This is a genomic window from Sphingomonas kaistensis, from assembly GCF_011927725.1.
Taxonomy (GTDB): Bacteria; Pseudomonadota; Alphaproteobacteria; order Sphingomonadales; family Sphingomonadaceae; genus Sphingomicrobium; species Sphingomicrobium kaistense.
This window is the reverse complement of sequence record NZ_JAATJC010000001.1, coordinates 1,639,224-1,660,286: the sequence shown is the minus strand read 5'-3', so window position 1 is coordinate 1,660,286 and position 21,063 is coordinate 1,639,224. Positions and strand designations below refer to the sequence as shown.

16 protein-coding genes and 1 tRNA gene are annotated in these 21,063 nt (G+C 67.2%); 13 read left to right on the top strand and 4 right to left on the bottom strand.

Annotated elements, in window-relative coordinates:
• Window positions 1-72 precede the first annotated feature (72 nt).
• The 3 genes from prsK to GGQ97_RS08100 all read left to right on the top strand — a co-directional run bounded on the left by prsK (window position 73) and on the right by GGQ97_RS08100 (window position 4,143).
• Window positions 73-2,154 carry an XrtA/PEP-CTERM system histidine kinase PrsK gene (prsK, locus tag GGQ97_RS08110; RefSeq protein ID WP_168068614.1) on the top strand — a complete coding sequence of 694 codons (2,082 nt, stop codon included), beginning with the start codon at window positions 73-75 and terminating at the stop codon, window positions 2,152-2,154.
• Complete coding sequence (gene prsR, locus GGQ97_RS08105; protein ID WP_168068613.1) at window positions 2,151-3,521, top strand: PEP-CTERM-box response regulator transcription factor; 1,371 nt, start codon at window positions 2,151-2,153, stop codon at window positions 3,519-3,521. Before prsK ends, prsR begins: the two co-directional genes overlap by 4 nt.
• A 145-nt stretch (window positions 3,522-3,666) precedes the next feature.
• Window positions 3,667-4,143 carry an EF-hand domain-containing protein gene (locus GGQ97_RS08100; protein WP_168067056.1) on the top strand — a complete coding sequence of 159 codons (477 nt, stop codon included), beginning with the start codon at window positions 3,667-3,669 and terminating at the stop codon, window positions 4,141-4,143.
• Between the two features lie 6 nt (window positions 4,144-4,149).
• Here the strand turns inward: GGQ97_RS08100 and GGQ97_RS08095 are convergent, their stop codons facing one another.
• Window positions 4,150-5,637 carry a hypothetical protein gene (locus GGQ97_RS08095; protein WP_168068612.1) on the bottom strand — a complete coding sequence of 496 codons (1,488 nt, stop codon included), beginning with the start codon at window positions 5,635-5,637 and terminating at the stop codon, window positions 4,150-4,152.
• On the bottom strand, window positions 5,634-7,412 hold the full coding sequence (locus GGQ97_RS08090) for an ABC-F family ATP-binding cassette domain-containing protein (protein ID WP_168068610.1): 1,779 nt from the start codon (window positions 7,410-7,412) through the stop codon (window positions 5,634-5,636). Before GGQ97_RS08090 ends, GGQ97_RS08095 begins: the two co-directional genes overlap by 4 nt.
• Before the next feature lie 82 nt (window positions 7,413-7,494).
• Between GGQ97_RS08090 and GGQ97_RS08085 the strand changes: the two genes are divergently transcribed.
• From GGQ97_RS08085 to GGQ97_RS08070, 4 genes are all read left to right on the top strand, one after another.
• Window positions 7,495-7,884, top strand: coding sequence for a VOC family protein (locus GGQ97_RS08085; RefSeq protein WP_168068609.1), 390 nt, complete (start codon window positions 7,495-7,497; stop codon window positions 7,882-7,884).
• Window positions 7,885-7,934: 50 nt separating this feature from the next.
• Window positions 7,935-8,231, top strand: coding sequence for a hypothetical protein (locus GGQ97_RS08080; protein WP_168068607.1), 297 nt, complete (start codon window positions 7,935-7,937; stop codon window positions 8,229-8,231).
• Between the two features lie 90 nt (window positions 8,232-8,321).
• Window positions 8,322-8,984: a response regulator transcription factor gene (locus tag GGQ97_RS08075; RefSeq protein ID WP_168068606.1), complete on the top strand. Its 663-nt coding sequence runs from the start codon at window positions 8,322-8,324 to the stop codon at window positions 8,982-8,984.
• Complete coding sequence (locus tag GGQ97_RS08070; RefSeq protein WP_245197914.1) at window positions 8,984-10,402, top strand: sensor histidine kinase; 1,419 nt, start codon at window positions 8,984-8,986, stop codon at window positions 10,400-10,402. Before GGQ97_RS08075 ends, GGQ97_RS08070 begins: the two co-directional genes overlap by 1 nt.
• Here the strand turns inward: GGQ97_RS08070 and GGQ97_RS14660 are convergent, their stop codons facing one another.
• On the bottom strand, window positions 10,403-12,370 hold the full coding sequence (locus GGQ97_RS14660) for a response regulator (protein ID WP_168068604.1): 1,968 nt from the start codon (window positions 12,368-12,370) through the stop codon (window positions 10,403-10,405).
• Between the two features lie 150 nt (window positions 12,371-12,520).
• On the opposite strand from GGQ97_RS14660, the gene GGQ97_RS08060 reads away from it, so the two are divergent.
• Window positions 12,521-13,528 (top strand): polyprenyl synthetase family protein, encoded by a 1,008-nt coding sequence (locus tag GGQ97_RS08060; protein WP_168068603.1) that lies wholly within the window; start codon window positions 12,521-12,523, stop codon window positions 13,526-13,528.
• A gap of 66 nt (window positions 13,529-13,594) precedes the next feature.
• Window positions 13,595-14,710, top strand: a complete 1,116-nt coding sequence (locus tag GGQ97_RS08055; RefSeq protein WP_168068602.1) for an NAD(P)-dependent alcohol dehydrogenase — start codon at window positions 13,595-13,597, stop codon at window positions 14,708-14,710.
• A gap of 95 nt (window positions 14,711-14,805) precedes the next feature.
• Here GGQ97_RS08055 and GGQ97_RS08050 read toward each other — a convergent pair whose 3' ends face one another.
• The gene (locus tag GGQ97_RS08050; protein WP_168068600.1) at window positions 14,806-15,063 is read right to left on the bottom strand and encodes a hypothetical protein; all 258 of its coding nucleotides are present in this window, start codon (window positions 15,061-15,063) and stop codon (window positions 14,806-14,808) included.
• A 334-nt stretch (window positions 15,064-15,397) separates the two neighbouring features.
• On the opposite strand from GGQ97_RS08050, the gene hrpB reads away from it, so the two are divergent.
• The 4 genes from hrpB to GGQ97_RS08030 all read left to right on the top strand — a co-directional run bounded on the left by hrpB (window position 15,398) and on the right by GGQ97_RS08030 (window position 19,481).
• A complete protein-coding gene (hrpB, locus tag GGQ97_RS08045; RefSeq protein ID WP_342448485.1) occupies window positions 15,398-17,839 on the top strand; it encodes an ATP-dependent helicase HrpB in 2,442 nt (813 codons plus the stop codon).
• Window positions 17,840-17,871: 32 nt separating this feature from the next.
• Window positions 17,872-18,153 (top strand): NADH dehydrogenase ubiquinone Fe-S protein 4, encoded by a 282-nt coding sequence (locus tag GGQ97_RS08040; RefSeq protein ID WP_168070860.1) that lies wholly within the window; start codon window positions 17,872-17,874, stop codon window positions 18,151-18,153.
• An 87-nt stretch (window positions 18,154-18,240) separates the two neighbouring features.
• Window positions 18,241-19,356, top strand: coding sequence for a non-hydrolyzing UDP-N-acetylglucosamine 2-epimerase (wecB, locus tag GGQ97_RS08035; RefSeq protein ID WP_168068598.1), 1,116 nt, complete (start codon window positions 18,241-18,243; stop codon window positions 19,354-19,356).
• Window positions 19,357-19,405: 49 nt separating this feature from the next.
• Window positions 19,406-19,481, top strand: a tRNA-Glu gene (locus GGQ97_RS08030).
• The last annotated feature ends 1,582 nt before the right edge of the window (window positions 19,482-21,063 follow it).

Sequence of the window (21,063 nt, the reverse complement as noted above, 5' to 3'; positions counted from 1 at the left end):
TCAGCGGGGACGGCTCCGCCCTCGACGCCGTTCTTCACCCTTCCTTTGTAAATATCTCCGACAGTGCGGGGCGTGGACAGCCTGCTTGCCTTCTGGGGTCACGCGCTCGGCGCGGTGGCGATGGCCGCCGTGCTGCTGTGGCAATTGCGCGGATGGGCCGCAGGGCCCGCGCAGAAGCTGCTGCTCGGCGGGCTTCTTACCACCGCGGCCTCGTCCTGGCTCGGCGGGGTCATGGCCGGCACCATGCTCGCCGACAACGCCGAGACTGCCCGCAACCTGATCTGGGTCGCGATGCTGTTCATGCTGTCCAGCGCCGACGAAAAGGGCACCCGCCAGCAGGGCGTGGCCTTGGTCTATGGCGCGGTTGCGCTGGTGCTCGGCGCCCAGGCACTGGTCGACAGCCTCGCCCCCCTGGCGCGAACCGCCGACCGGCAGGCGCTTGAAGCGACCGCGATCGTCCTCCGCACCATCACCGCCGCCGGCGCGCTGGTGCTGGTCCACAATTTCTACGGCCAGGCCGCCGCCGCCAGCCGCGGCCCGATGCGCCTGCCAATGCTCGGCCTTGCGCTGCTGTGGGTCTACGACCTCAACCTCTACACGCTGCAGGCGCTCGGCCTGCCGCTCGGCGCGACATTGGGCGACATCAAGGGCGTGGTGGTCGCGCTCGCTGCCCCCTGCTTCGCGCTGACTCGCGCCGACAGCGCCGCCTTCCGCCCCAAGCTGTCGCGCGCCGCCACCTTCCAGTCGCTCTCGCTGCTCGCCATCTGCTCCTATTTCGCGGTGATGGCGCTGCTTGCGGCCGTGCTTCGCACCGGCACCTTCGACTGGCTGCGCGGCCTTGCGATGCTTGCCCTCGCAGCCATGACGGTGGCGCTTGCGGTGCTGCTGCCCAGCCGCCGCGCCCGCAGCTGGACCAGGGTCAAGATCGCCAAGCACTTCTTCGAACATCGTTACGATTACCGGACCGAGTGGCTGCGCTTCGCCGCGACGCTCGGGACCGGCGGGTCCAACGAGCCGCTGTCGGCACGGATCGTCCGCGCCTTTGCCGACATCCTCGAGGCCCCTGCCGGCCTGTTGCTGGCGCCCGACGACACCGGGCGCTTCACCGTCGCCGGTTCCTGGCACTGGGACGCCCGGCTAGCCGACGAGGCCGTCGGCGGCCGCGACCTGGACGCGCTCTGGCCCCTCCTCGGCGACGGCCGGGTGCTCGAACTCGATGCCCATCGCCAGCGCTGGGGCTCGGCCGCCAATCTCGCCTTGCCGCTCCCATCGTGGATGCTGGACGAGGCGTCGCTGTGGGTGGGCGTCCCGCTGGTGCACGGCGATACGGCGGTCGGGCTGGTGCTGCTCGCCGCGCCCGAGTTGCGCCGTCCGCTCGACTGGGAGGATTTCGACCTGCTGCGCACGGCCGGACGGCAGGCGGCGGCCAGCCTCAGTGAGGCCGCGGGCCAGCAGCGCCTCAGCGAGGCCTGCCGCTTCGACGAATTCAACCGCCGCTTCGCCTTCATCCTGCACGACGTGAAGAACCTCGTCAGCCAGCTCACCCTCATCGCCCGCAATGCCGAGCGTCATGCCGACAATCCCGAATGGCGTGCCGACATGGTCGCGACGCTGAAATCCTCGGTCGGCAAGATGAACGACCTCCTCGCGCGCCTCGCTCCGGCCGCGTCACAGGGAGGCCGCCCGCCGCTGCGGTCGGTCGAGCTTCGCCCGTTGCTCGCCAGCTGCATCGCCGCGCACCGCACCAGCCACGACGTGCGCCTGCTCGGCGATGGCGGGATCGATGTGGTCGCCGACCCCCACGGGCTGGAACAGGCGATCGGCCACCTGCTGTCCAACGCCGTCGAGGCCAGTCCGCCGGCGGACCCGGTCACGGTGCGCGTGTCGCACGGCGCCGGCGCCGCCCGGATCGAGATCAGCGACACCGGCCCGGGCATGGACGCGGACTTCATCTCGACCCGCCTCTTCGCCCCCTTCGCCTCCACCAAGCAGACCGGCTTCGGCATCGGCGCCTATGAAGCGCGCAGCCTGGTCCAGGCGATGGGTGGCCGTCTGACGGTCGACAGCCGCCCGGGCGCCGGCACCCGCTTCACCATCACCCTTCCCCTGAGCGCCGCCGAGACGGCCGCGCTTCCCGAAAGACTGCGCGCATGACCGACACCGCAACACTTCCCGTCCTGCTGGTCGTCGAGGATGACGAAGGCCTGCAGCGCCAGCTCAAATGGGCCTATGACGGCTACAAGGTCGTGAGCGCGCTCAACCGGGCCGAAGCGCTCGACCTGATGCGCCTGCATGAGCCGGCGGTCGTAACCCTCGATCTCGGCCTGCCGCCAGATCCCGACGGCACCACCGAGGGCTTCGCGGTGCTGGCCGACATCCTTCGCCTCAAGCCCGACACCAAGATCATCGTGGCGTCGGGCCACGGCGCGCATGAAAGCGCGCTCCACGCCATCGCGCTCGGCGCCTACGACTTCTGCGCCAAGCCCGTCGACATCGACCAGCTCGGCCTGATCGTTGCCCGCGCCTTCCACCTCCATGCGCTGGAGGCCGAAAACCGCCGACTGGAGGCGCAGGCGGCCGACGGCGGAACCGTTCTCGGCAGCATCATCACCGCATCGCCCGAAATGCTGCGAGTCGCCCGCACCATCGAGCGGGTGGCTCCGGCCGACGTCTCGGTCATGCTGCTCGGCGCCAGCGGCACCGGCAAGGAACTGCTCGCCCGCGCGGTGCATGAAAAGAGCCGCCGCGCGTCCGGCCCATTCGTCGCCATCAACTGCGCGGCCATTCCCGAGAATCTGCTCGAGGCCGAATTGTTCGGGTTCGAACGCGGGGCCTTCACCGGGGCGGTCAAGACCACGACCGGCAAGATCGAGATGGCGTCGGGCGGAACCCTGTTCCTCGACGAAATCGGCGACGTCCCGCTGCCGCTTCAGGTCAAGCTGCTGCGCTTCCTCCAGGAACGCGTGATCGAACGGATCGGCGGGCGGCAGACCATCCCGGTCGACCTGCGCATCGTCTGCGCAACGCACCAGGATCTCGGCGCGATGCAGGCTGACGGCCGTTTCCGCGAGGATCTCTACTATCGCCTGGCCGAGATGGTGGTGGCGATCCCCGCGCTTGCCGATCGCCCGGGTGACGCGGTTCTGCTCGCCCGTCACTTCACCCGCCGCTTCGCCCGCGAACTTGGAACGCCGGTCACCGGCCTGGCCCCCGACGCGGTCGATGCGATCGACGGCTACGCCTGGCCCGGCAACGTCCGCGAGCTGGAAAACCGCATCAAGCGAGCGGTGATCATGGCCGAAGGCAAATTGCTCGGCGCGCTCGACCTCGACCTTCCCGGCCTGTCGGAGGAAGCGTTCGACGCGATCAATCTTCGCGCCGCCCGCGAAAAGGCCGATCGCCGCGCCATCCACCAGGCGCTGATCCGGACCGAACACAACATCTCGGGCGCCGCCAAGCTGCTCGGCATCAGCCGCCCGACGCTGTACGATCTGCTGAAGCAGTATCAGCTCAACGCCTGATCGTTAACGTTAATCCATGTTGATAGGCCGCTTAACGTTGGCCTGTTTGCCTGCGGGGTTGGGCCAAGGCACCGGAATTCCGCCATTTCGTTCTTATTCCACACCCCGTCCGCACGGGCGGGAACCCTTTTTCGTGGAGAAGAACATGATCAAACAGGCCCTTTTCGGACTGCTAGTTGCCACTAGTACCGCCGCCGTGGCGCAGACCACGACCCAGCCGGCGACCGACCCGTTGAGCCCGGCCGTCCCGATGACGACCCCGAGCGGCACTACGCCGGCAACCCCGGCGACCCCCGCCACGCCGGCCGACCCGGCGACCGGCACTGCGGCAACTCCCGCTACGCCCGCCACTCCCGCCACTCCGGCGACGCAGGCCGAGGCTGAAGCAACCCCGCCAACCGACACCGCCGGGATCGTGGCTGCCGACTGGGCGACCTACGACACCAACAAGAACAAGGCGCTGAGCCGGACCGAATTCACCAAGTGGGTCACGACGCTGCAGACCACCGCCGGGCAGAAGGCGCCGACCAAATCGTACCTGGACGGTGCGTTCAAGACCGCTGACGCCGACAAGAGCGGCAGCGTCAGCCAGCCGGAACTGGTGAAGTTCCTCAGCTCGTAAGGACGTTCACGGCAATGGCCGGGTAACCGCGGAAAGGTCGCCTGCAACGCAGGCGGCCGCCGTCGGCCCCTTGGGCACGAAGCGGCGCAGGACAAACACTGGCGCCACTTCGCGGTACCCGGCCAGCGCCTCGCGGAACCGGGGCTCGGCGTTGAGCCATCCGAAGACGTCCCGGTTCGGCGCTTCTTCGTCGTAGAAGGTGTCGACGATCACCATCGCCGGTCGCTTGCAGGCGATCTCGGCCGCCAGTTCACGCCGGACCGCAGTGCCCAGCACGGCCATCCGCGAATCGCGGCTTCCCTCTTTCTCGGCCGCCCAGGGCGAGAGCACCATCCACAGGCCCATGGTGCGCGAATCCCACCGCAGCCCGCGCTCGTAGACGGCCGGCCATGCCAGTGCCTGGCTGGGCGAGATAAGGGTCACTCCCTCGCCCGGCTCGAGATCGCGCGTCGCCTGCAGGAAGAACACGTCGTAGCGCGCCATCCCCGCCTTGACCGGCACCATCAGCGCCACCGCCAGCCCGACAGCGGCGACCAGCCGCCCGCCGCCGCTCCCCTTGCCCAGCAGAAGCGCAAGCATGGTCAGCAGCGCCATCCCCAGCGCCGGGATGGCCTGGTAGTGGAAATCCTTGCCCTGGACGATGAACACCAGGACGAATGCGGCGGTCCCGACTGCCGCCGCCTCACCGAGCACGCCCAGCCGACCGCGACCGAGTCCCGCCGCCGCCAGCGCGAACAGCCCGACCACGATGCCGGGCTGGAACAACAGGGTCCACAGCGACGGGTTGTAGCCATGATACCCCGCCCGCAGCAGCGGCAGCATGGTCGACAGATAGGTCGGCGCGAAGGCCATCACCGCCGCCGCGTAGAGCAGCGCGGCGCATACCAGCGAGAGATGCTCCGGCCGGATCTCGAAGCGCCTCCGCCGCCACCACAGCCAGGCCTCGATCAGCGCCGGAAAGATCAGGAAGTGATGCTTCAGCGCCAGCCCCGGCGCAGCGATCAATCCGACCAGCAGCGCCAGCCCACGGCTCACCTCCCCGCCCTCCGCGCGCCGCACTGCAAGCGCCAGGCAGGGCAGGACAGCCATCAGCAGGAACTGCTCGCGCTGAAGGTGTGCGTAGGGCGAGGTCAGCAGGAGGGTCGCGACCAATGCCAGCGCCGCCGCCCACTGGCGCCGGGGCTGCTCCAACAGTCGAACGGTCACCAGCAGCGACAGGGTCGCATAGGCAAGGAATGCCAGCCCGAGCCACCGCTCGCCCGCAATCCCGGTGGTCGCCGCCAGTCGCTCGAAGCCGGCGCCGATCCAGAACCACAAGGGCGGATTGACCTCCAGTATGTCGCCGTAAAGCGCCGCGCCGCCGTTGATCTGGCGCCCGATCCACAATTGCCAGGCGACGTCGTTGACCAGCGGCCCCGACCAGAACAGCGCCGCCCACAGCAGCAGCCCGGCGATCCCGCCAAGTGCCGCCGCGTTCGACCTGGCGAAGCTCAAGCCAGCCCCTCGGCCATTTCCGCGACTTCAAGCCAGCGCAGCTCGGCCGCTTCCTTGTCGCTGCGCTTGCGGTCAATGCTCGCCATCAGCGCAGCGAAGCGCTTGGGGTCGCGGGTGTAAAGGTCGGGGTCGGCGAGCGCTGCCTCGTCGGCCTTGATCGCCGCCTCCAGCGTCTCGATCTCGCCCGGCAGGCGGTCGAGATCGCGCTGGTCCTTGAAGCTCAGTTTCCTGGCTGGAGCCGCGGGCCTTGGCGCTTCGTCGACTTTCTTCCTTGGCGCGGCGACTGCCTTGGCGGGGACGCGCCGCTTGGCCCAATCCTCGTAGCCGCCGGCGACCACGTCGACCTTGCCCGATCCGTCGAGACCCAGCGTCACCGTCACCGTGCGGTCGAGGAAATCGCGGTCGTGGCTGACGATCAGCACCGTGCCCTCATAATCCGCGATGACCTCCTGCAGCAGGTCGAGCGTCTCGAGGTCAAGGTCGTTGGTCGGCTCGTCCAGCACCAGCAGGTTCGACGCCCGCGCGAACTCGCGCGCAAGCAAAAGCCGCGATCGCTCGCCTCCGCTCAACGATCCGACCGGCGCTTCGGTCAGCTCGGGGCTGAACAGGAATTCCTTGAGATAGCCCTTGATGTGCTTCTTGACGCCGCGCACCTCGATCCAGTCGCCGCCGTCCGCAAGCACGTCGCGGACCTTCTTTTCCGGGCTCATCAGCTTGCGCTGCTGGTCGATCACGATCCCGTTCAGGGTCTTGGCCTGAACGATCTTGCCTTCGTCGGGCGCCAGCTCGCCGGTCAGCAGCTTGAGCAAGGTCGTCTTGCCCGCCCCGTTGGCCCCGACGATGCCGATCCGGTCACCACGCTGAATGCGCAGGGTGAAGTCCTTGATCACGGTGCGATCGCCGAAGCGCTTCACGACCTTCTCGGCGTCGATCACGGTCTTGGTCTTGGCGTCGTCCTTGGCGAGGCCCAGCTTCGACACCCCCGGCCCGCCGATCATCGCCGCGCGCGCCTCGCGCATCTCGCCCAGCTTCGCCAGACGCCCCTGGTTGCGCCGCCGCCGCGCGGTCACCCCGCGCTGGAGCCAGTGGAGCTCGATCGCCAGCTTGGCGTCCAGCTTCTGCGCCGCCCTTTCCTCCTCGGCATAGACCCGCTCGGTCCACGCCTCGAATCCGCCGAAGCCCACTTCCGCGCGCCGGATCTGCCCGCGGTCGAGCCACAGGCAGCTCTTGGTCAGGCGGGTCAGGAAGGTCCGGTCGTGGCTGATCACGATGAACGCTCCCTGGAAGCGGTTCAGCCAGCTTTCCAGCCAGTCGATCGCGGCAAGGTCGAGGTGATTGGTCGGCTCGTCGAGGAACAAGAGGTCCGGCTCCTGCGCCAGCGCGCGGACGATCGCTGCCCGCCGCCGCTCACCCCCGCTCGCGGTCGCGGTCGGACGGCCGAGGTCGATCCCCAGCTGGTCGGCGATGGCTGCCGCCTCGTGCGGCTGCGGGGCATCGGCGCCGCTCAGCACCCACTCCTCCAGCGTCGCATGGCCGGTCATCGGCGGGTCCTGCTCCAGCAGCACGATCCTGCGCCCCGGAACGACGCTGCGCTTGCCCTCGTCGGTGTCGATCACCCCGGCCAGGCACTTCAGCAGCGTGGTCTTGCCCGCCCCGTTGCGGCCGATCAGCGCCAGCCGGTCGCGCGGGCCGACATGCACGTCGAGGTGGCGGAACAGCCAGCCTTCGCCTTGCACCAGGCCAAGATCTTCGAACGACAGGATGGGAGGAGCCATCGCCGCCACTTAGAGGGTGCATCGCCCTTCGTCATCATCTTGGCTATGCAGGCGGGCAACAGGCAGCGCGCGGAGAAATGCGATGACGGTGGTCGGCATGGGCGGATACTTCTTCCGGGCGAAAGACCCCGCCGCGCTCAAGGCCTGGTATCGCGATCACCTCGGCGTCGGCGGCGGCTGCGGCACCGATGCCGCGGGCCAGACCAATGAATGGCTGTGGCAGACGCAGGGCGGGCCAATGGTGTTCGAACCGTTCAAGGCCGACAGCGACTATTTCGCGGCCGACAAGCAGGCGATGATCAACCTGCGCGTGACCGCTCTCGACGCCCTGGTCGCGAGGCTCGAGGCCGCGGGGGTGGAGGTGATGGTCAAGGAAGAATGGAACGCCATGCCCGAAGTCGGCCGCTTCGCCCGTGTCCACGATCCCGAAGGCAATCCGATCGAGCTGTGGCAGCCTGCGAACATGGCCTGAAAGTCCGGTTCACAAGCTATTCAACACCTTGTGATAGAAGCGGCTTCGACATGCGTACCACCTTCACCCTGTTGCTTGCGGCCGTTGCCGCTGCCGTGACCGCAGCCCCCGCTGCGGCCGAACGACCGCGCGATCAGGATCGCGCGTTCCAGGCGACCCGCGAGGGGCGCTCCATGCCGCTGCCGATGATCGAGCGGCGGGTTCTCCCCAGCATGGGCGGTGCCGACTATCTCGGGCCTGAATTTAACGGCCGTACCTACCGCCTCAAGTTCATGCGTGGCGGGCGGGTGATCTGGATCGATGTCGACGCTTCCACCGGTCGGGTGGTCGGGCGCAGCGGGGACTGATCGCGGCTTTTCTGCCGCCCCCTCTTCATTTCGCCAAAGCAACCGTTCATCTTCGCGCGTGTTAAGGTTCCCCAAAGGGAGAATTCATTCATGCGCGTCCTGATCGTCGAAGACGAACCCTCGCTCGGCCGCCAGCTCCGCTCGACGCTGGAAGGGGCCGGCTATGCGGTCGATCTCGCCACCGACGGCGAGGATGGCCATTATCTCGGCCAGACCGAAAGCTATGATGCGGTCGTGCTCGACCTCGGCCTGCCCGAGGTCGACGGCCTGACCGTGCTCGACCGCTGGCGCAAGGAAGGCCGCCGGATGCCGGTGCTGGTGCTGACCGCGCGCGACAGCTGGTCGGACAAGGTCGCCGGGCTCGACGCCGGGGCCGACGATTATCTCGCCAAGCCATTCCAGACCGAGGAGCTGATCGCCCGCCTGCGCGCGCTGATCCGCCGCGCCTCGGGCAATGCCTCTTCCGAACTCAACGCCGGTGACATTCGTCTCGACACCCGCTCGGGCAAGGTCACCAAGGACGGCGAACCGGTCAAGCTGACCGCGCAGGAATACAAGCTGCTCAGCTACCTTATGCACCACAAGGGCAAGGTGGTCAGCCGGACCGAGTTGATCGAGCATATCTACGACCAGGACTTCGACCGCGATTCCAACACCATCGAAGTGTTCGTGACGCGCATCCGCAAGAAGCTCGGACCCGACGTCATCACCACCATCCGCGGCCTCGGCTACAGCCTCGAGGAGCCTGCCTGATGGAGCATGTGGTCCCGGCGAAGGGCGTGCCCGCCGCCGGGGCTGCTGGCCGGCGCAAGCGCGGCACCGGCTCGCTGACGCGGCGGATGATCGTTATTGCCGCGATCTGGATCTCGATCCTGCTCGCGGTCGGCGGCTTCGCGCTTAACCGCCTGCTGACCGAAAGCCTGGTCCGCAACTTCGACGAAAGCCTGGAGCTGGTGCTTCGCTCGATGATCGGGACATCCGAACTGGGCACCACGGGTGAACTCAAGTTCAGTCGCCCGCCCGCCGACCAGCGATTCATCGAGAGCTATTCCGGCAGCTACTTCCAGATCACGCCCCTGCCCGACGCAACGGGTCGAACCCCGGACGTCGCCGACTTTCCGTCGCGCTCGCTGTGGGACCGTCGCCTGGCCGTCGATCCCAAGGTCTCGCGGCTGGAGCTGTTCAAATATGACAGTTACCAGTTTTCGGGCGAGCCGCTGCGCATCGTCGAGCGCGACGTCATCATCCCGGGAAGCGAGATCAAGTGGCGCTTCCAGGTGGCGCAAAGCCGCGAGAACCTCGATTCGCAGCTGAAGGAGCTTCGCACCACGCTGACCTGGAGCTTTGCGGTGCTCGGCCTTGGCCTCGTCATGCTGGCGGCGCTGCAGACCTTCTACGGCCTGTGGCCGCTGCGCCGGGTGCGGCACGAGGTGGTCGCCATCCGCTCGGGCGCCAAGACCCGTATTTCCGACGATTTCCCCGACGAGATCCAACCGCTGACGCAGGAGATCAACCAGCTCCTCGCCCACAACGAGGAGCAGGCGGAGGAGGCCCGCCGCCATGCCGGCAACCTCGCCCATGCGCTCAAGACCCCGCTGACCGTCATCACCAATGCCGCCACCGCCCGCGATCCCGAGCTTCACGACACCGTCTGCCGCGAGGCGACCACCATGCGCCGGCAGGTCGACCACCATCTCGCCCGCGCCCGTGCGATCGGCCGCCGCGCGTCTGCCCAGGCCCGCGCGCCGGTGTGGGAAAGCTTGCAGGCGGTGCAGCGCGCGGTGACCCGGATACACGAAGGCGCGACCGTGGACATCGCCGGCGACAAGGGCTGCCAGGTTCGGGTCGAGCGCCAGGATCTCGACGAAATGCTCGGCAACCTGGTCGAGAATGCCGCAAAATACGGGTCCGGACGGGTGTTCGTGACGGTGGAGAAGTCCGCTCCGTTCGTCGACATCCTGATCGAGGATGACGGCCCAGGCATCCCCGAGGAACAGCGCACCGAATTGTTCACCCGCGGCAAGCGCCTCGACACCACCGGCAAGCCCGGGACCGGCCTCGGCCTCGCCATCGTCCGCGACGTGGCGGAAATCTATGGCGGACGTATCGCGCTGGAGGAGAGTGAGGACCTTGGCGGCCTTCTGGCGCGGCTCAGCCTGCCGCTCGGTTGATCAGGCGTCCAGCGCCCGCTCTACCCCGACCATCAGCTGCGCACCGGTGAACGGCTTCTCGAGCCGGATCGCATTCGGGCAGCTTCGCGCCAGTTCGTCGCTGTCCGAATAGCCGCTCACCACGAGGAAGGGCTGTTCCGGCCACAGCTGGCGCGCCTGCGCGATCAGCTCCGCGCCGTTCATCTCCGGCATCAGATAGTCCGACACCACGAGGTCGAACTTCTCGTGGCGCAGGGCCGCCAGCGCGCTCTTGGCATTGGACACCGAATCCACCGAATGCCCGGCTTCGCTCAGCATCTGGGCAAGCGTCGCGCGGACGTCCGGCTCGTCGTCGACGACCAGCAGGCGCAGGGGGCTTGGCGGCCTGTCCCCCGCCGCCTCGGTCGCCGCACGTACCGCCATTTCATCGCCCGGCGCGCAAGCCGGCAGCCGAAGCGTCACCACCGTGCCTTCGCCGACCACCGATTCGATGTCGACCGTTCCGCCCGATTGCTCGACCACGCCAAATACCTGCGCCAGGCCGAGTCCGGTGCCGCGCCCGGTGGGCTTGGTGGTGAAGAACGGCTCCAGCGCGCGCAGCCGGGTTTCCTCGTCCATGCCGCTGCCCCGGTCGATCATCGCGAAGCGCACGAATTCCTGTCCGCCGGGCTCGGCGGCCGCTTCCCTCGTGACCCTCAGGATGATCGGACAGCCGTCGGGTGCCGCATCGCGCGCATTGATCGCAAGGTTGAGTAGCGCCAGTTCGAGTTGCGTCAGGTCGCTTCGAACGCACCCGGCATCGGGATCGGCTTCGATCGTGAAGCGATGCTTGCCGCTCATCGTGCGCTCGACCAGCCCCGATATGTTGGCAAGCAAGATGTCGACTGCGACCGGCCCCACGGTCAGCCGCTGGCGGCGGGAGAAAGCCAGCAACTGCTGGGTCAGCTTGGCCGCCCGCTGCGCCGCCGTCAGCGCACCCGTCGCCAGCTTCTTGCCGCGCTCGTCCAGGCTGTCGCGGCGGGTCAACTGGTCGAGGACGCCGATCACCGGGGTCAGCAGGTTGTTGAAATCATGCGCCAGGCCGCCGGTCAGCTGCCCCAGCGCCTCCATCTTCTGCGCCTGCTGCATCCGCTCGGCGACCCGCCGCGCCTCGACCATTTGGCGCAGCGCGAAGGCAATGAGCAATCCCGCCAGCAGCAGCGACAGCAAAGCTGCCGCCACCAGGGACGCCAGGAACCGTCGCGCCGGATTGTCGATATAATCCGACCCGAGCGCCACATGCGCGGTCCAGCCCGTCCGCTCGGAGCGCGAAAAGGCAGTGTAATTCTCAAACCCTTCAAGGGTCACGCCGCGGTAGATGCCCTCTCCCGCGCCGTTTGCCACCGCTTCCTGCAGGAAGGAGGAGGACAGGGCTCCGAACCGTTTCTCACTCTCTACCGAACGGGCGATGAAGCGGGCCTTTGGACCGGCCAGCGCGCTCACCGGATAGTCGCTGACGGCCGGCATCAGGCGTTCGAACTGGCGGCTGTCGGTGAGCAGGGTGACGGTCAGCCGCTGGCCATCGTCGGACACGGCGGCCCGCTTGAACATCAGGCACAGGCAATTGCCGGTCCGCACATAGCCGGTGAACAGCGGCCTGCTGTTCGGCGTCCCGTCCGCGACCGACAGCGACCGCACGATTGGCAGGCCGATGCTCGCAACGCCCGCCCCCGCCGAGTCCTCGACCGCGATTCCGCGAAGGTCGGGATTGAGCGCCTGGAACTCACCAAAACGCTGCGCCAACCGATCCCAGTTGCGCTCCCGCAAGGCGCGTGAGGTCGCAAGCGCGTCCAGTAGCGCGCCATAGCGTACCGTCTCGACGTCCGCGGCCAGAATCAGCTTGTCGGCAACGCTCAGCGCGCTCGCCTCCACGGTCCGGCGCTGCTCGCGCGCGGCGAACCCAACCTGGAAGATGGCGAATAGCACCAGTGGCACCAGCGCCGATGCCACGATCAGCCATGTCGATCGGCTACTCTTCAGGATTGTTTCGCCCCCGTTATCCCCACGGACACCAAGTCGCCTCACAGCAAATGGTTCCGCCTCTTGCCGGGCCGGTCAAGCTTGCCCTTCCCCGCGCCCGCTTCTACCGACCCGAGCGAGATGACCGCTTCCGTCCACCCGCTCAACCCGGCGCCCAGCCTCGATCCTCTCGTAGCGCTCACCGCGCCCGATATGAATGCGGTGAACCGGGTCATTCTTGCTCGAATGCAGAGCGAAGTACCGCTCATTCCGGAGCTTGCCGGCCACCTCATCGCCGGCGGCGGCAAGCGGATGCGGCCGATGCTGACCTGTGCCAGCGCCGCGCTGTGCCAATATCCCGGCAGCCGCCACCACATGCTCGCCGCCGCGGTGGAATTCATCCATACCGCCACCCTCCTCCACGACGACGTCGTCGACGGCAGCGGAACCCGCCGCGGCAAGCGCACCGCGAACCTCATCTGGGGCAATCCCGCCAGTGTGCTGGTCGGCGATTTCCTCTTCTCCCGCGCGTTCGAGCTGATGGTCGAGGATGGCAGCCTCAAGGTCTTGAAGATCCTCAGCCGCGCCTCGGCCGTGATCGCCGAGGGCGAGGTCGCGCAGCTCACCGCCCAGCGCCAGATCGGCACGTCGGAAGACACCTATCTCTCGATCATCGAGGCCAAGACCGCTGCCCTGTTCGCCGCCGCCTGCCACATCGCGCCGGTCGTCGCCGAAGCCGGCGAAGAGGCCGAGGAAGCGCTCAACGCGTTCGGCCGCAACCTCGGCATCGCCTTCCAGCTGGTCGACGACGCAATCGACTACACCTCCGAAGCCAAGACCAGCGGCAAGGATCTCGGCGATGACTTCCGCGAGGGCAAGATGACCCTGCCGATCATCCTCGCCTATGCCCGCGGCTCGGCTGACGACCGCGCCTTCTGGAAGCAGGCGGTCGCGGGTGAGCGGACCGGTGACGACGACCTCGCCCACGCGATCAGCCTGTTTCATGCCACCGGCGCGATCGCCGACACGCTGGAACGCGCTCGCACCTACGCTCGCCGCGCGCTCGACAACCTCGCGCCTTTCCCGGCCGGCAAGGCCAAGGCCGCCCTCACCCAGGCGGTCGAGTTTGCTGTCGCCCGGGCCTATTAAGACGGGAACCTAAGCCGCCGCCGCGGGCTTCTTCTGCTCCCCCCAAGGACGAGAGAAGCATCCCCCATGGTCGAGACGATCGGTTACGCCGCCAAGCATAGTTTCAGCCGCATGAAGCCTTTCCGCTTCGAGCGCGACGACCCCAAGCCCAACGAACTGCTGATCGACGTCCTGTATTGCGGCGTGTGCCACTCGGACATCCACCAGGTGAAGAACGAGTGGGCGAACACGATCTACCCCTGCGTCCCCGGCCACGAGGTCGTCGGCCGCGTCGCCAAGGCGGCGACCAACGGCAAGTACAAGGTCGGCGATATCGTCGGCGTCGGCTGCATGGTCGACAGCTGCCAGTCCTGCGCCCCGTGCAAGGAAGGCGACGAGAATTACTGCGAAGGCCCCAACGGCTTCCTCGCCACCTACAACGGCCCGTTCATCCCCGCCGCCATGGCTGCGACCGGCGAGAACATGTACGGTCGCGACAACACCTACGGCGGCTATTCCTCCAACATCGTCTGCCGTGAGGATTTCGTCATCGGCATCCCCGATGCGCTCAAGCCCGAGGCGGCCGCGCCGATCCTTTGCGCCGGCGTCACGACCTATTCGCCGATGAAGCATTGGGGCGTGAAGAAGGGCGACAAGGTCGGCGTGATCGGCCTCGGCGGACTTGGCCATATGGCGGTCAAGCTGGCGAAGGCGCTCGGTGCAGAGGTCACCGTCTTTACCCGCACCGAGGACAAGAAGGATGAAGCCGAAGCACTCGGCGCGAGCCATGTGGCGATGGAGAAGGAGGTCAAGAAAAAGGCCGACGAACTGGCCGCGCTGCCCGGCACTTTCGACTTCATCCTCTCGACCGTTCCCGAAAAGCACGACATCAATCCATTCATCGCCCTCCTCAAGCGCGACAAGACGCTGGTGATCGTCGGCGCGCTCGAGCCGATGGCGGGCGTCGACAACAGCCAGGTCGCCTTCCACCGCCGGTCGGTTGCCGGCTCGCTGATTGGATCGATCGCCGAGACACAGGAAGTGATCGACTTCTGCGCCGAGCACGGCATTGCACCGGAGATCGAGGTTATCGAGATCCAGGACATCAACAAGGCGATGAAGAAGATCGAAAAGGGCGACGTCCGTTTCCGCTACGTCATCGACATGGCCAGCCTCGCCAAGGAAGAAGCGGACGAAGACTGACCCGGATCGTCCTCGACAAACAGGCTGGCGGCCCCCTGCGGGCCGACCAGCCTGTTCTGGCCTGGGCCAGTCTCACGGATCCGGAGAACCGGGCGTCAGTTACCGCGACAGGACGTGCCCGGAGAGCCCCTGAACGGCGCCGGCCCGCCGAACGCGGCCCTGATCTGACCATAGGATTGCACCAGCGTGCTTGGCCCGAGCCCGTCATCGTTCAAGCCCGAATAGGCACAAATCGAGCTTGCCGCCCCGCTACGGATCGGAGTCGATTCGCCCGTTCCGGTAACCTCGCCCGCCAGCGCGGGAGTTGCGATCAGGACGGTGACAATCATCAGGTGCTTGCTGAACCTGGTCATGTGTAGCCTCCTTGGATGACGCACACGACGAGAGGTCTCTGAGCCGCTCATGCCGGCTCGCTGATCATACAGCTTTGCACCAAGGCGTCGTCGCGACTCAGCCTCGTCAGTGCTGACGATCCCGCATCGAGCGCGAAGAGTCACGCCCCCGGGGGGAACCACCGCTGCGCTCTCCTCGACGCTGAAACTTGCAAAGTAGGATGTCGCATGTTTTGGCCGAAGCGATGGCCGCCTCGCTTTGTCGTTCGACGTTCAGCGCAACCGCGCAAGTGCCTGAAAGTGCGCCATTTAGACGATGTGGACGAGCTGGCATTTTCTCGGTGCCGGACTTCCAGTGACTACCGCTCTCCCTATCCATTCCGTCCTGCCGGACCTCCTGGACGCCCTCCGCGCCGGCCCGCGCGCACTGCTTGTCGCTCCGCCCGGCGCCGGCAAGACCACCGTCGTGCCGCCGGCCCTGCTCGACCAATCCTGGTGCACCGGCCAGATCCTGTTGCTCGTCCCCCGCCGCCTCGCCGCTCGCGCCGCCGCCGAGTTCATCGCCCGCTCACTCGGTCAGCAGCCGGGCGAGACGGTCGGCTACCAGACGCGCCTCGACAGCCGCGTCACCAAGACCACGCGCCTGATCGCCATGACCCACGGCGTCTATCTTTCGCGACTTCAGGCCGACCCCGAACTGGCAGGCGTCTCGGCGGTCCTATTCGACGAGGTCCACGAACGCAGCCTCGACAGCGACCTGACGCTGGCCCTCACCCTCGACGCCGCCGAAGCGCTCCGCCCCGATCTTCGTATCCTCGCCATGAGTGCCACTCTCGATAGCGAACGGTTCGGAGCCCTGCTCGGCCAGCCGCCGCTGATCCGCTCCGAGGGTCGCTCGCACCCGCTCACCCTTGTCCACCTCGGCCGCGACGCCGCCGCTCGGATCGAGCCGCAGGTCGCCGCCGCCTGCCGCCGGGCCCTCGCCGACACCGACACCTCGGTCCTCGCCTTCCTTCCCGGGGTCGCAGAGATCGAGCGGACCGCCGACGCCTTCGGAGCAATGCCCGCCGACGTCGTTCTTCATCGCCTCCACGGGCAGGTCGATCCCGCCGCCCAGCGCGCCGCCCTTGCCGCTCCCGCCCCCGGCACCCGCAAGCTGGTCCTCGCCACCTCGATCGCCGAAACCAGCGTCACGCTTGATCATGTCGCGGCGGTGGTCGACAGCGGCCTTGCCCGCCGCCCGCGCTACGATCGCGGGGCCGGCCTCACCCGGCTGGTCACCGAGCGCGCCTCCCGCGCCGCCGTCACCCAGCGCGCCGGCCGCGCCGCCCGCCAGCGTCCCGGCACCGCCTATCGCCTGTGGGAAGAAGCCGCCTTCAACGCGCTTCCTGCTCACGACCCGCCCGAGATCCTCGAAGCCGATCTCTCCAGCCTCCTCCTCACCTGCCTCGGCTGGGGCGAGGCCGATCCATCGCGGCTGCCGTTCCTCGATCTTCCGCCCGCCGCCGCGATCGCCGAAGCAAGGCACCGGCTCGAAGCGCTTGGGGCCATCGCCGCCGATGGCCGACTGACCGACCACGGCCGCGCCATCGCCCGGCTGCCGCTCGAACCGCGGCTTGCCCACATGCTGATCGAAAGCGCCGACCGCGGTTTCGGCCAAGCCGCCGCCGATGCCGCCGTCCTCCTCACCGAACGAGGCCTCGGCGGCAACGATCCCGATCTCGAACTCCGCCACCGTCGCTGGCGCGGCGACCGCGGCAAGCGGGCCGAGGGAGGTCGCGGCCTGGCCAAGCGCTGGCTGAGGCTGACCGATGCTCCTCCCGGCCGCGCCGACCGCCTTGCCGAGGCCGTTGCAATCGCCTTCCCCGACCGCCTGTCGCGTCGCCGCGATCCTTCGGGCGAGCATTGGCAGTCGGTCGGCGGCCGCGGCTTCCGGCTCGACCCCGCTTCCTCGCTCGCTTCGGCGCAATGGCTGGCGGTGGCCGAGGTCGCCGGCGCCGCATCGGGCGCGCGCATCCTGTCGGCCGTGGCGATCGACGAGGCCGACGTCCTGGCCCTGTTTGGGGATCGGATCGAAACCCGCCACGACGGGGCCTTCGATCCCGTCAGCGCCAGTGTCACCCCCACCCGCAGTCGCCGCCTCGGGGCGATCCGTCTCGCCTCCGGTCCCGATCCCAGTCCCGATCCCCAGGCGATCGCCGCCGCTCTGGTGGAGGGCGTCGCCGAACATGGCCTCGACCTGCTGCCGTGGAACGAGGAAGCCCGCGCCTTGCGGGCCCGCGCCGCCTTTGCCGCCGCGGTCGATCCCACTCTGCCCGATCTCTCCGATCGGGCGCTTGCCGACAGGCTCGACGAATGGTTCGCACCGCTTGCCGAAGGTCGCCGCCGCCTGTCCGATATCGGCGGCGGAGCGCTGACCCAGGCGCTCCAGAACCTGCTTGGGTGGGACGGCCAGCAACGGCTCGACAGACTGGTTCCAAGCCACTTCCGCTCGCCGGCCGGGTCTGCGCACCCGATTGACTATGCAGCCCCCGGCGGACCGACGGTGGAGGTCCGCGCCCAGGCCCTGTTCGGCCTTTCCACCCATCCCATGGTGGCCGGCGACCAGGTTCCACTGACCCTCGCCATCACGTCGCCGGCGGGCCGGCCAATCCAGACCAGCCGCGATCTTCCGTCCTTCTGGGTGGGCAGCTGGCGCGACGTCGCCAAGGAAATGCGTGGCCGTTATCCGCGCCACCCCTGGCCCGACGACCCCGCCGCCGCCGTTCCGACCCTTCGCGCAAAGCCACGCTCTTGATTTCGGCGAAGCGTTCGGCCACCTCGCCAGCCATGCCCACCGCCCGCATCATCGAGACCGATCGCAAGACCACCCAGAGCGGCCGTGCCAAGGCCGGCAAGTGGACTCTCGAATTCGCCAGCGACCGGGCGCAGCGCCACGATCCGCTGACCGGGTGGGTCGGCAATGCCACCACCGCGACCCAGGTCCGCCTCGCTTTCGAGACCAAGGAACAGGCGATCGCCTACGCCGAAAAGCAGGGGTTCGACTATCACGTGGTCCCTGCCCCGCCGGTCAAGCTCAAGCTGCAGGCTTACGCCGACAACTTCCGCTAGGGCCTGTCCCGCCGCCCTTGCGAGGGCAGATCAACTCGGATAGTCGTAACGGTGCCGGATCGCTTTCTCCTGAGAGGGAGGGCGTCGGTGTCCCCTGTCATCATGCTCGTCGTTGGAACGCGCCCCGAAGCGATCAAGCTCGCGCCGGTGGCACGCGCACTGCAGGCGCAAGGCCTTCTTCCCCACATCGTCCTCACCGGCCAGCACAGCCAGTTGGACCCATCCGCCTACGGCCTGGCCGCGCATCGCTTCACCAGGCTGCAGTGCCCGGCCACGGGCGATCCGCGCGTGCATGCGGAAGCCGTCGCCAATGCGATCGCATCGCTCCTACGCGGAGCCGGGCGACCCGGCCTGCTGATCGTGCAGGGCGACACCTCCAGCGCGCTCGGCGGAGCGCTTGCCGCAACTGCCGCCGGCGTTCCGCTCGCCCACGTCGAGGCTGGCCTGCGCAGCCATGACCTCGCCCTGCCCTGGCCTGAGGAAGGCAATCGCGTCGCGATCGACCGGCTGTCCCAATTGCTGTTCGCCGCCACCAGCGACAATGCCGCCAACCTCTCCGCAGAAGGCGTGACGGGCGAGGTCCACGTCACCGGCAACACCGCCATCGACGCCTTGTTCGACGTCGTGTCCTCATTGCCCCCCGGATCCGACGGTCCGGGGCTTCCCCGGCTGCTCGTCACCTGTCACCGCCGTGAGAATTGGGGCGCTGCCTTTACCCCGATCGGTTTGGCGCTGATCGACCTCGCGCGGTTTGCGTGGCTGCGGATCGAGATCGTCCTTCACAGCAATCCCGCCATGGCGGCGGCCGCGCGCCTGCTGCTCGGCGGCAACCCGCGCATCCGGCTCCTGCAGCCGATGGACCACCGGGCGATGGTCGGGGCAATGCGCTCGGCCCATATCCTGCTAAGCGATTCCGGTGGCATACAGGAAGAAGCCCCGGCGCTTGGCATACCGCTTCTGGTGTTGCGATCGACCACCGAACGGCCCGAGGGCATCGCTACCGGGAACACTCTGCTGGTCGGCAACGAGCGCGGCGAGATCGTCCACCATGTCCGCCGCCTGCTCGAAGACGAGAGAGCCTATCGGGCGATGGCGGTTCCAGCCTTCCCGTTCGGCGACGGCAAGGCCGCTCCGCGCATTGCGGCGCTGTGCCGCCAGTGGCTGACCCGCCAGCAGACTGCCGAGCAAGCGCTGATCGCCTGATTGACGAACCGCCTGTGCCCCGCCATATGCGCGCCTCGCACCACCGCGCGGCCCCTTCGTCTAGCGGTCTAGGACGTCGCCCTCTCACGGCGAAAACACGGGTTCGAGTCCCGTAGGGGTCACCAGCGATTACAAGCACTTAGCGGGCTGGCTTTGCCGTTTTCGGTAATATCTCGGTTATAAACGTGCCCGGATGCGCCTGGACGTCGCTGGACGTGCACGGATCAAGTTTCCGCTACCCGCGAACCCGATGTTCCTGCCACCTCCTCGAGGGGAGGTGACGCTTTTTGACGTCCCCAGATGCCTACCTGCCACGCGTTAGCAGGAGGCGCACAATGGGTCTGTGGGATGTTGGGCTGGCACATCTAGTCGATCTCGATGGTCAGCTGCTTGCCATCGACGCTGAAGTGATCGAAACTACCTCGCTGCTCCGGAGGGCTCAGAAAGCTGGAGGCGAACGGCTCTGGCTCGTCCACAATGGAAAGCGATATCCACTGCATTCTAAGCAGCTGATCCGCCTCGCTCGAGAGGAGGTCGTCTTTCTCGAAACCTCTCAACGCCAGACTGCTGCAGGTGAAGCCACTTTCGGAGTGGCCGGTACGAACCTCAGGAATCGTGTAGCTGCAGGGTGCTTGAGCAGCGCGAATTCCGGCCGCTCCTCCTGAGGAAAATTCTGCTCGGTGGAAAGCGCACCCCATCTAACGACCGAGCGCCCTGTCCGGATGAGACACTCCCCTTTGCGTCGCAAAAACTTTATGCAATTCCTTGCTTTAGTTGAGGCTAAACCCTTGTCACTGACGCGAATAGAAGGCGGCCATTCGTTGATCAGGACCGACCAGCGGCATAGAGAACAACGACGAAAGCTGCGACCTTCCAGTGCTTACACGCTGGTACTGGCGGTGCTCTTGATCGGTGCTGTAATCAGTGCGCCCTGGGTGCTGCCAATATTCCTGGCGCCCGTGCCAAACCCGCGAAAACCCCCAATCATGACGAAGGCACCTTCGCCTTCGGAAGAAGCGGCGATCAAAGCGAACAATGATCGGAAGCTTCTACGAGAAGCTATCGAAGAGTTTGATGCTGACGAGCGAACTAGGGCAGCCAAGCTACACAGAGCCAGGGAACAGCTCTCGGTTGCCCGAGCGGACGTATTAAGAAGGCTACGCGGTGAGGCCGAGCAGATCGCGTCACGAATGGCGAAGCCTGCTTTTGCGGGTCGTTTGTATGTCGCCAAGAGCCGCGAATGGCTCCCAGATCTGATCGGAGGGGATCCGGGGGCGTCAGACAAGCTCGTGACGCAGGCAGTGGATACGAGGACCTCCACAATCCAGGCTAGCTACGCGCAGCAAGCTCGAGCTTTGGTGCATCAGGCCAGTGGGCGGACAGCTACCTTCGGAGTTCCAACATCAGCGGAGTCGATTACGATCCAAGCGAAGCTCGGGCGCTTCATAGCTATGCGCGCGTCGAGGGACATGAGTCGCTTCGCGAAGGGCAGCGCGGTCCGTGTGATCAAGAAAGCGGTCCCAAGGTTTCCGGCTGCCGCGTTAGATGGCCCCCTCCCAGGAGCCGAGATGGCGCTTTTTGGCGCCACCATCGTAGATATCTACAACCAAGGTTCTGAAGGCCAGAGGGTAGCGCAAAGGTCTATCACTGCATCCGCAATGCAGATGAACCAAGAAACGGTTGAGAGGGTGAGCAGAGCAGCTGAGA

What these genes read in the sequence shown, in the direction of transcription:
- prsR (WP_168068613.1), top strand. Translation starts at nt 2,151, where the DNA reads ATGACCGACACCGCAACACTTCCCGTCCTGCTGGTCGTCGAGGATGAC.
- GGQ97_RS08100 (WP_168067056.1), top strand. Translation starts at nt 3,667, where the DNA reads ATGATCAAACAGGCCCTTTTCGGACTGCTAGTTGCCACTAGTACCGCC.
- GGQ97_RS08090 (WP_168068610.1), bottom strand. Translation starts at nt 7,412, where the DNA reads ATGGCTCCTCCCATCCTGTCGTTCGAAGATCTTGGCCTGGTGCAAGGC.
- GGQ97_RS08085 (WP_168068609.1), top strand. Translation starts at nt 7,495, where the DNA reads ATGACGGTGGTCGGCATGGGCGGATACTTCTTCCGGGCGAAAGACCCC.
- GGQ97_RS08080 (WP_168068607.1), top strand. Translation starts at nt 7,935, where the DNA reads ATGCGTACCACCTTCACCCTGTTGCTTGCGGCCGTTGCCGCTGCCGTG.
- GGQ97_RS08075 (WP_168068606.1), top strand. Translation starts at nt 8,322, where the DNA reads ATGCGCGTCCTGATCGTCGAAGACGAACCCTCGCTCGGCCGCCAGCTC.
- GGQ97_RS08070 (WP_245197914.1), top strand. Translation starts at nt 8,984, where the DNA reads ATGGAGCATGTGGTCCCGGCGAAGGGCGTGCCCGCCGCCGGGGCTGCT.
- GGQ97_RS08060 (WP_168068603.1), top strand. Translation starts at nt 12,521, where the DNA reads ATGACCGCTTCCGTCCACCCGCTCAACCCGGCGCCCAGCCTCGATCCT.
- GGQ97_RS08055 (WP_168068602.1), top strand. Translation starts at nt 13,595, where the DNA reads ATGGTCGAGACGATCGGTTACGCCGCCAAGCATAGTTTCAGCCGCATG.
- GGQ97_RS08050 (WP_168068600.1), bottom strand. Translation starts at nt 15,063, where the DNA reads ATGACCAGGTTCAGCAAGCACCTGATGATTGTCACCGTCCTGATCGCA.
- GGQ97_RS08040 (WP_168070860.1), top strand. Translation starts at nt 17,872, where the DNA reads ATGCCCACCGCCCGCATCATCGAGACCGATCGCAAGACCACCCAGAGC.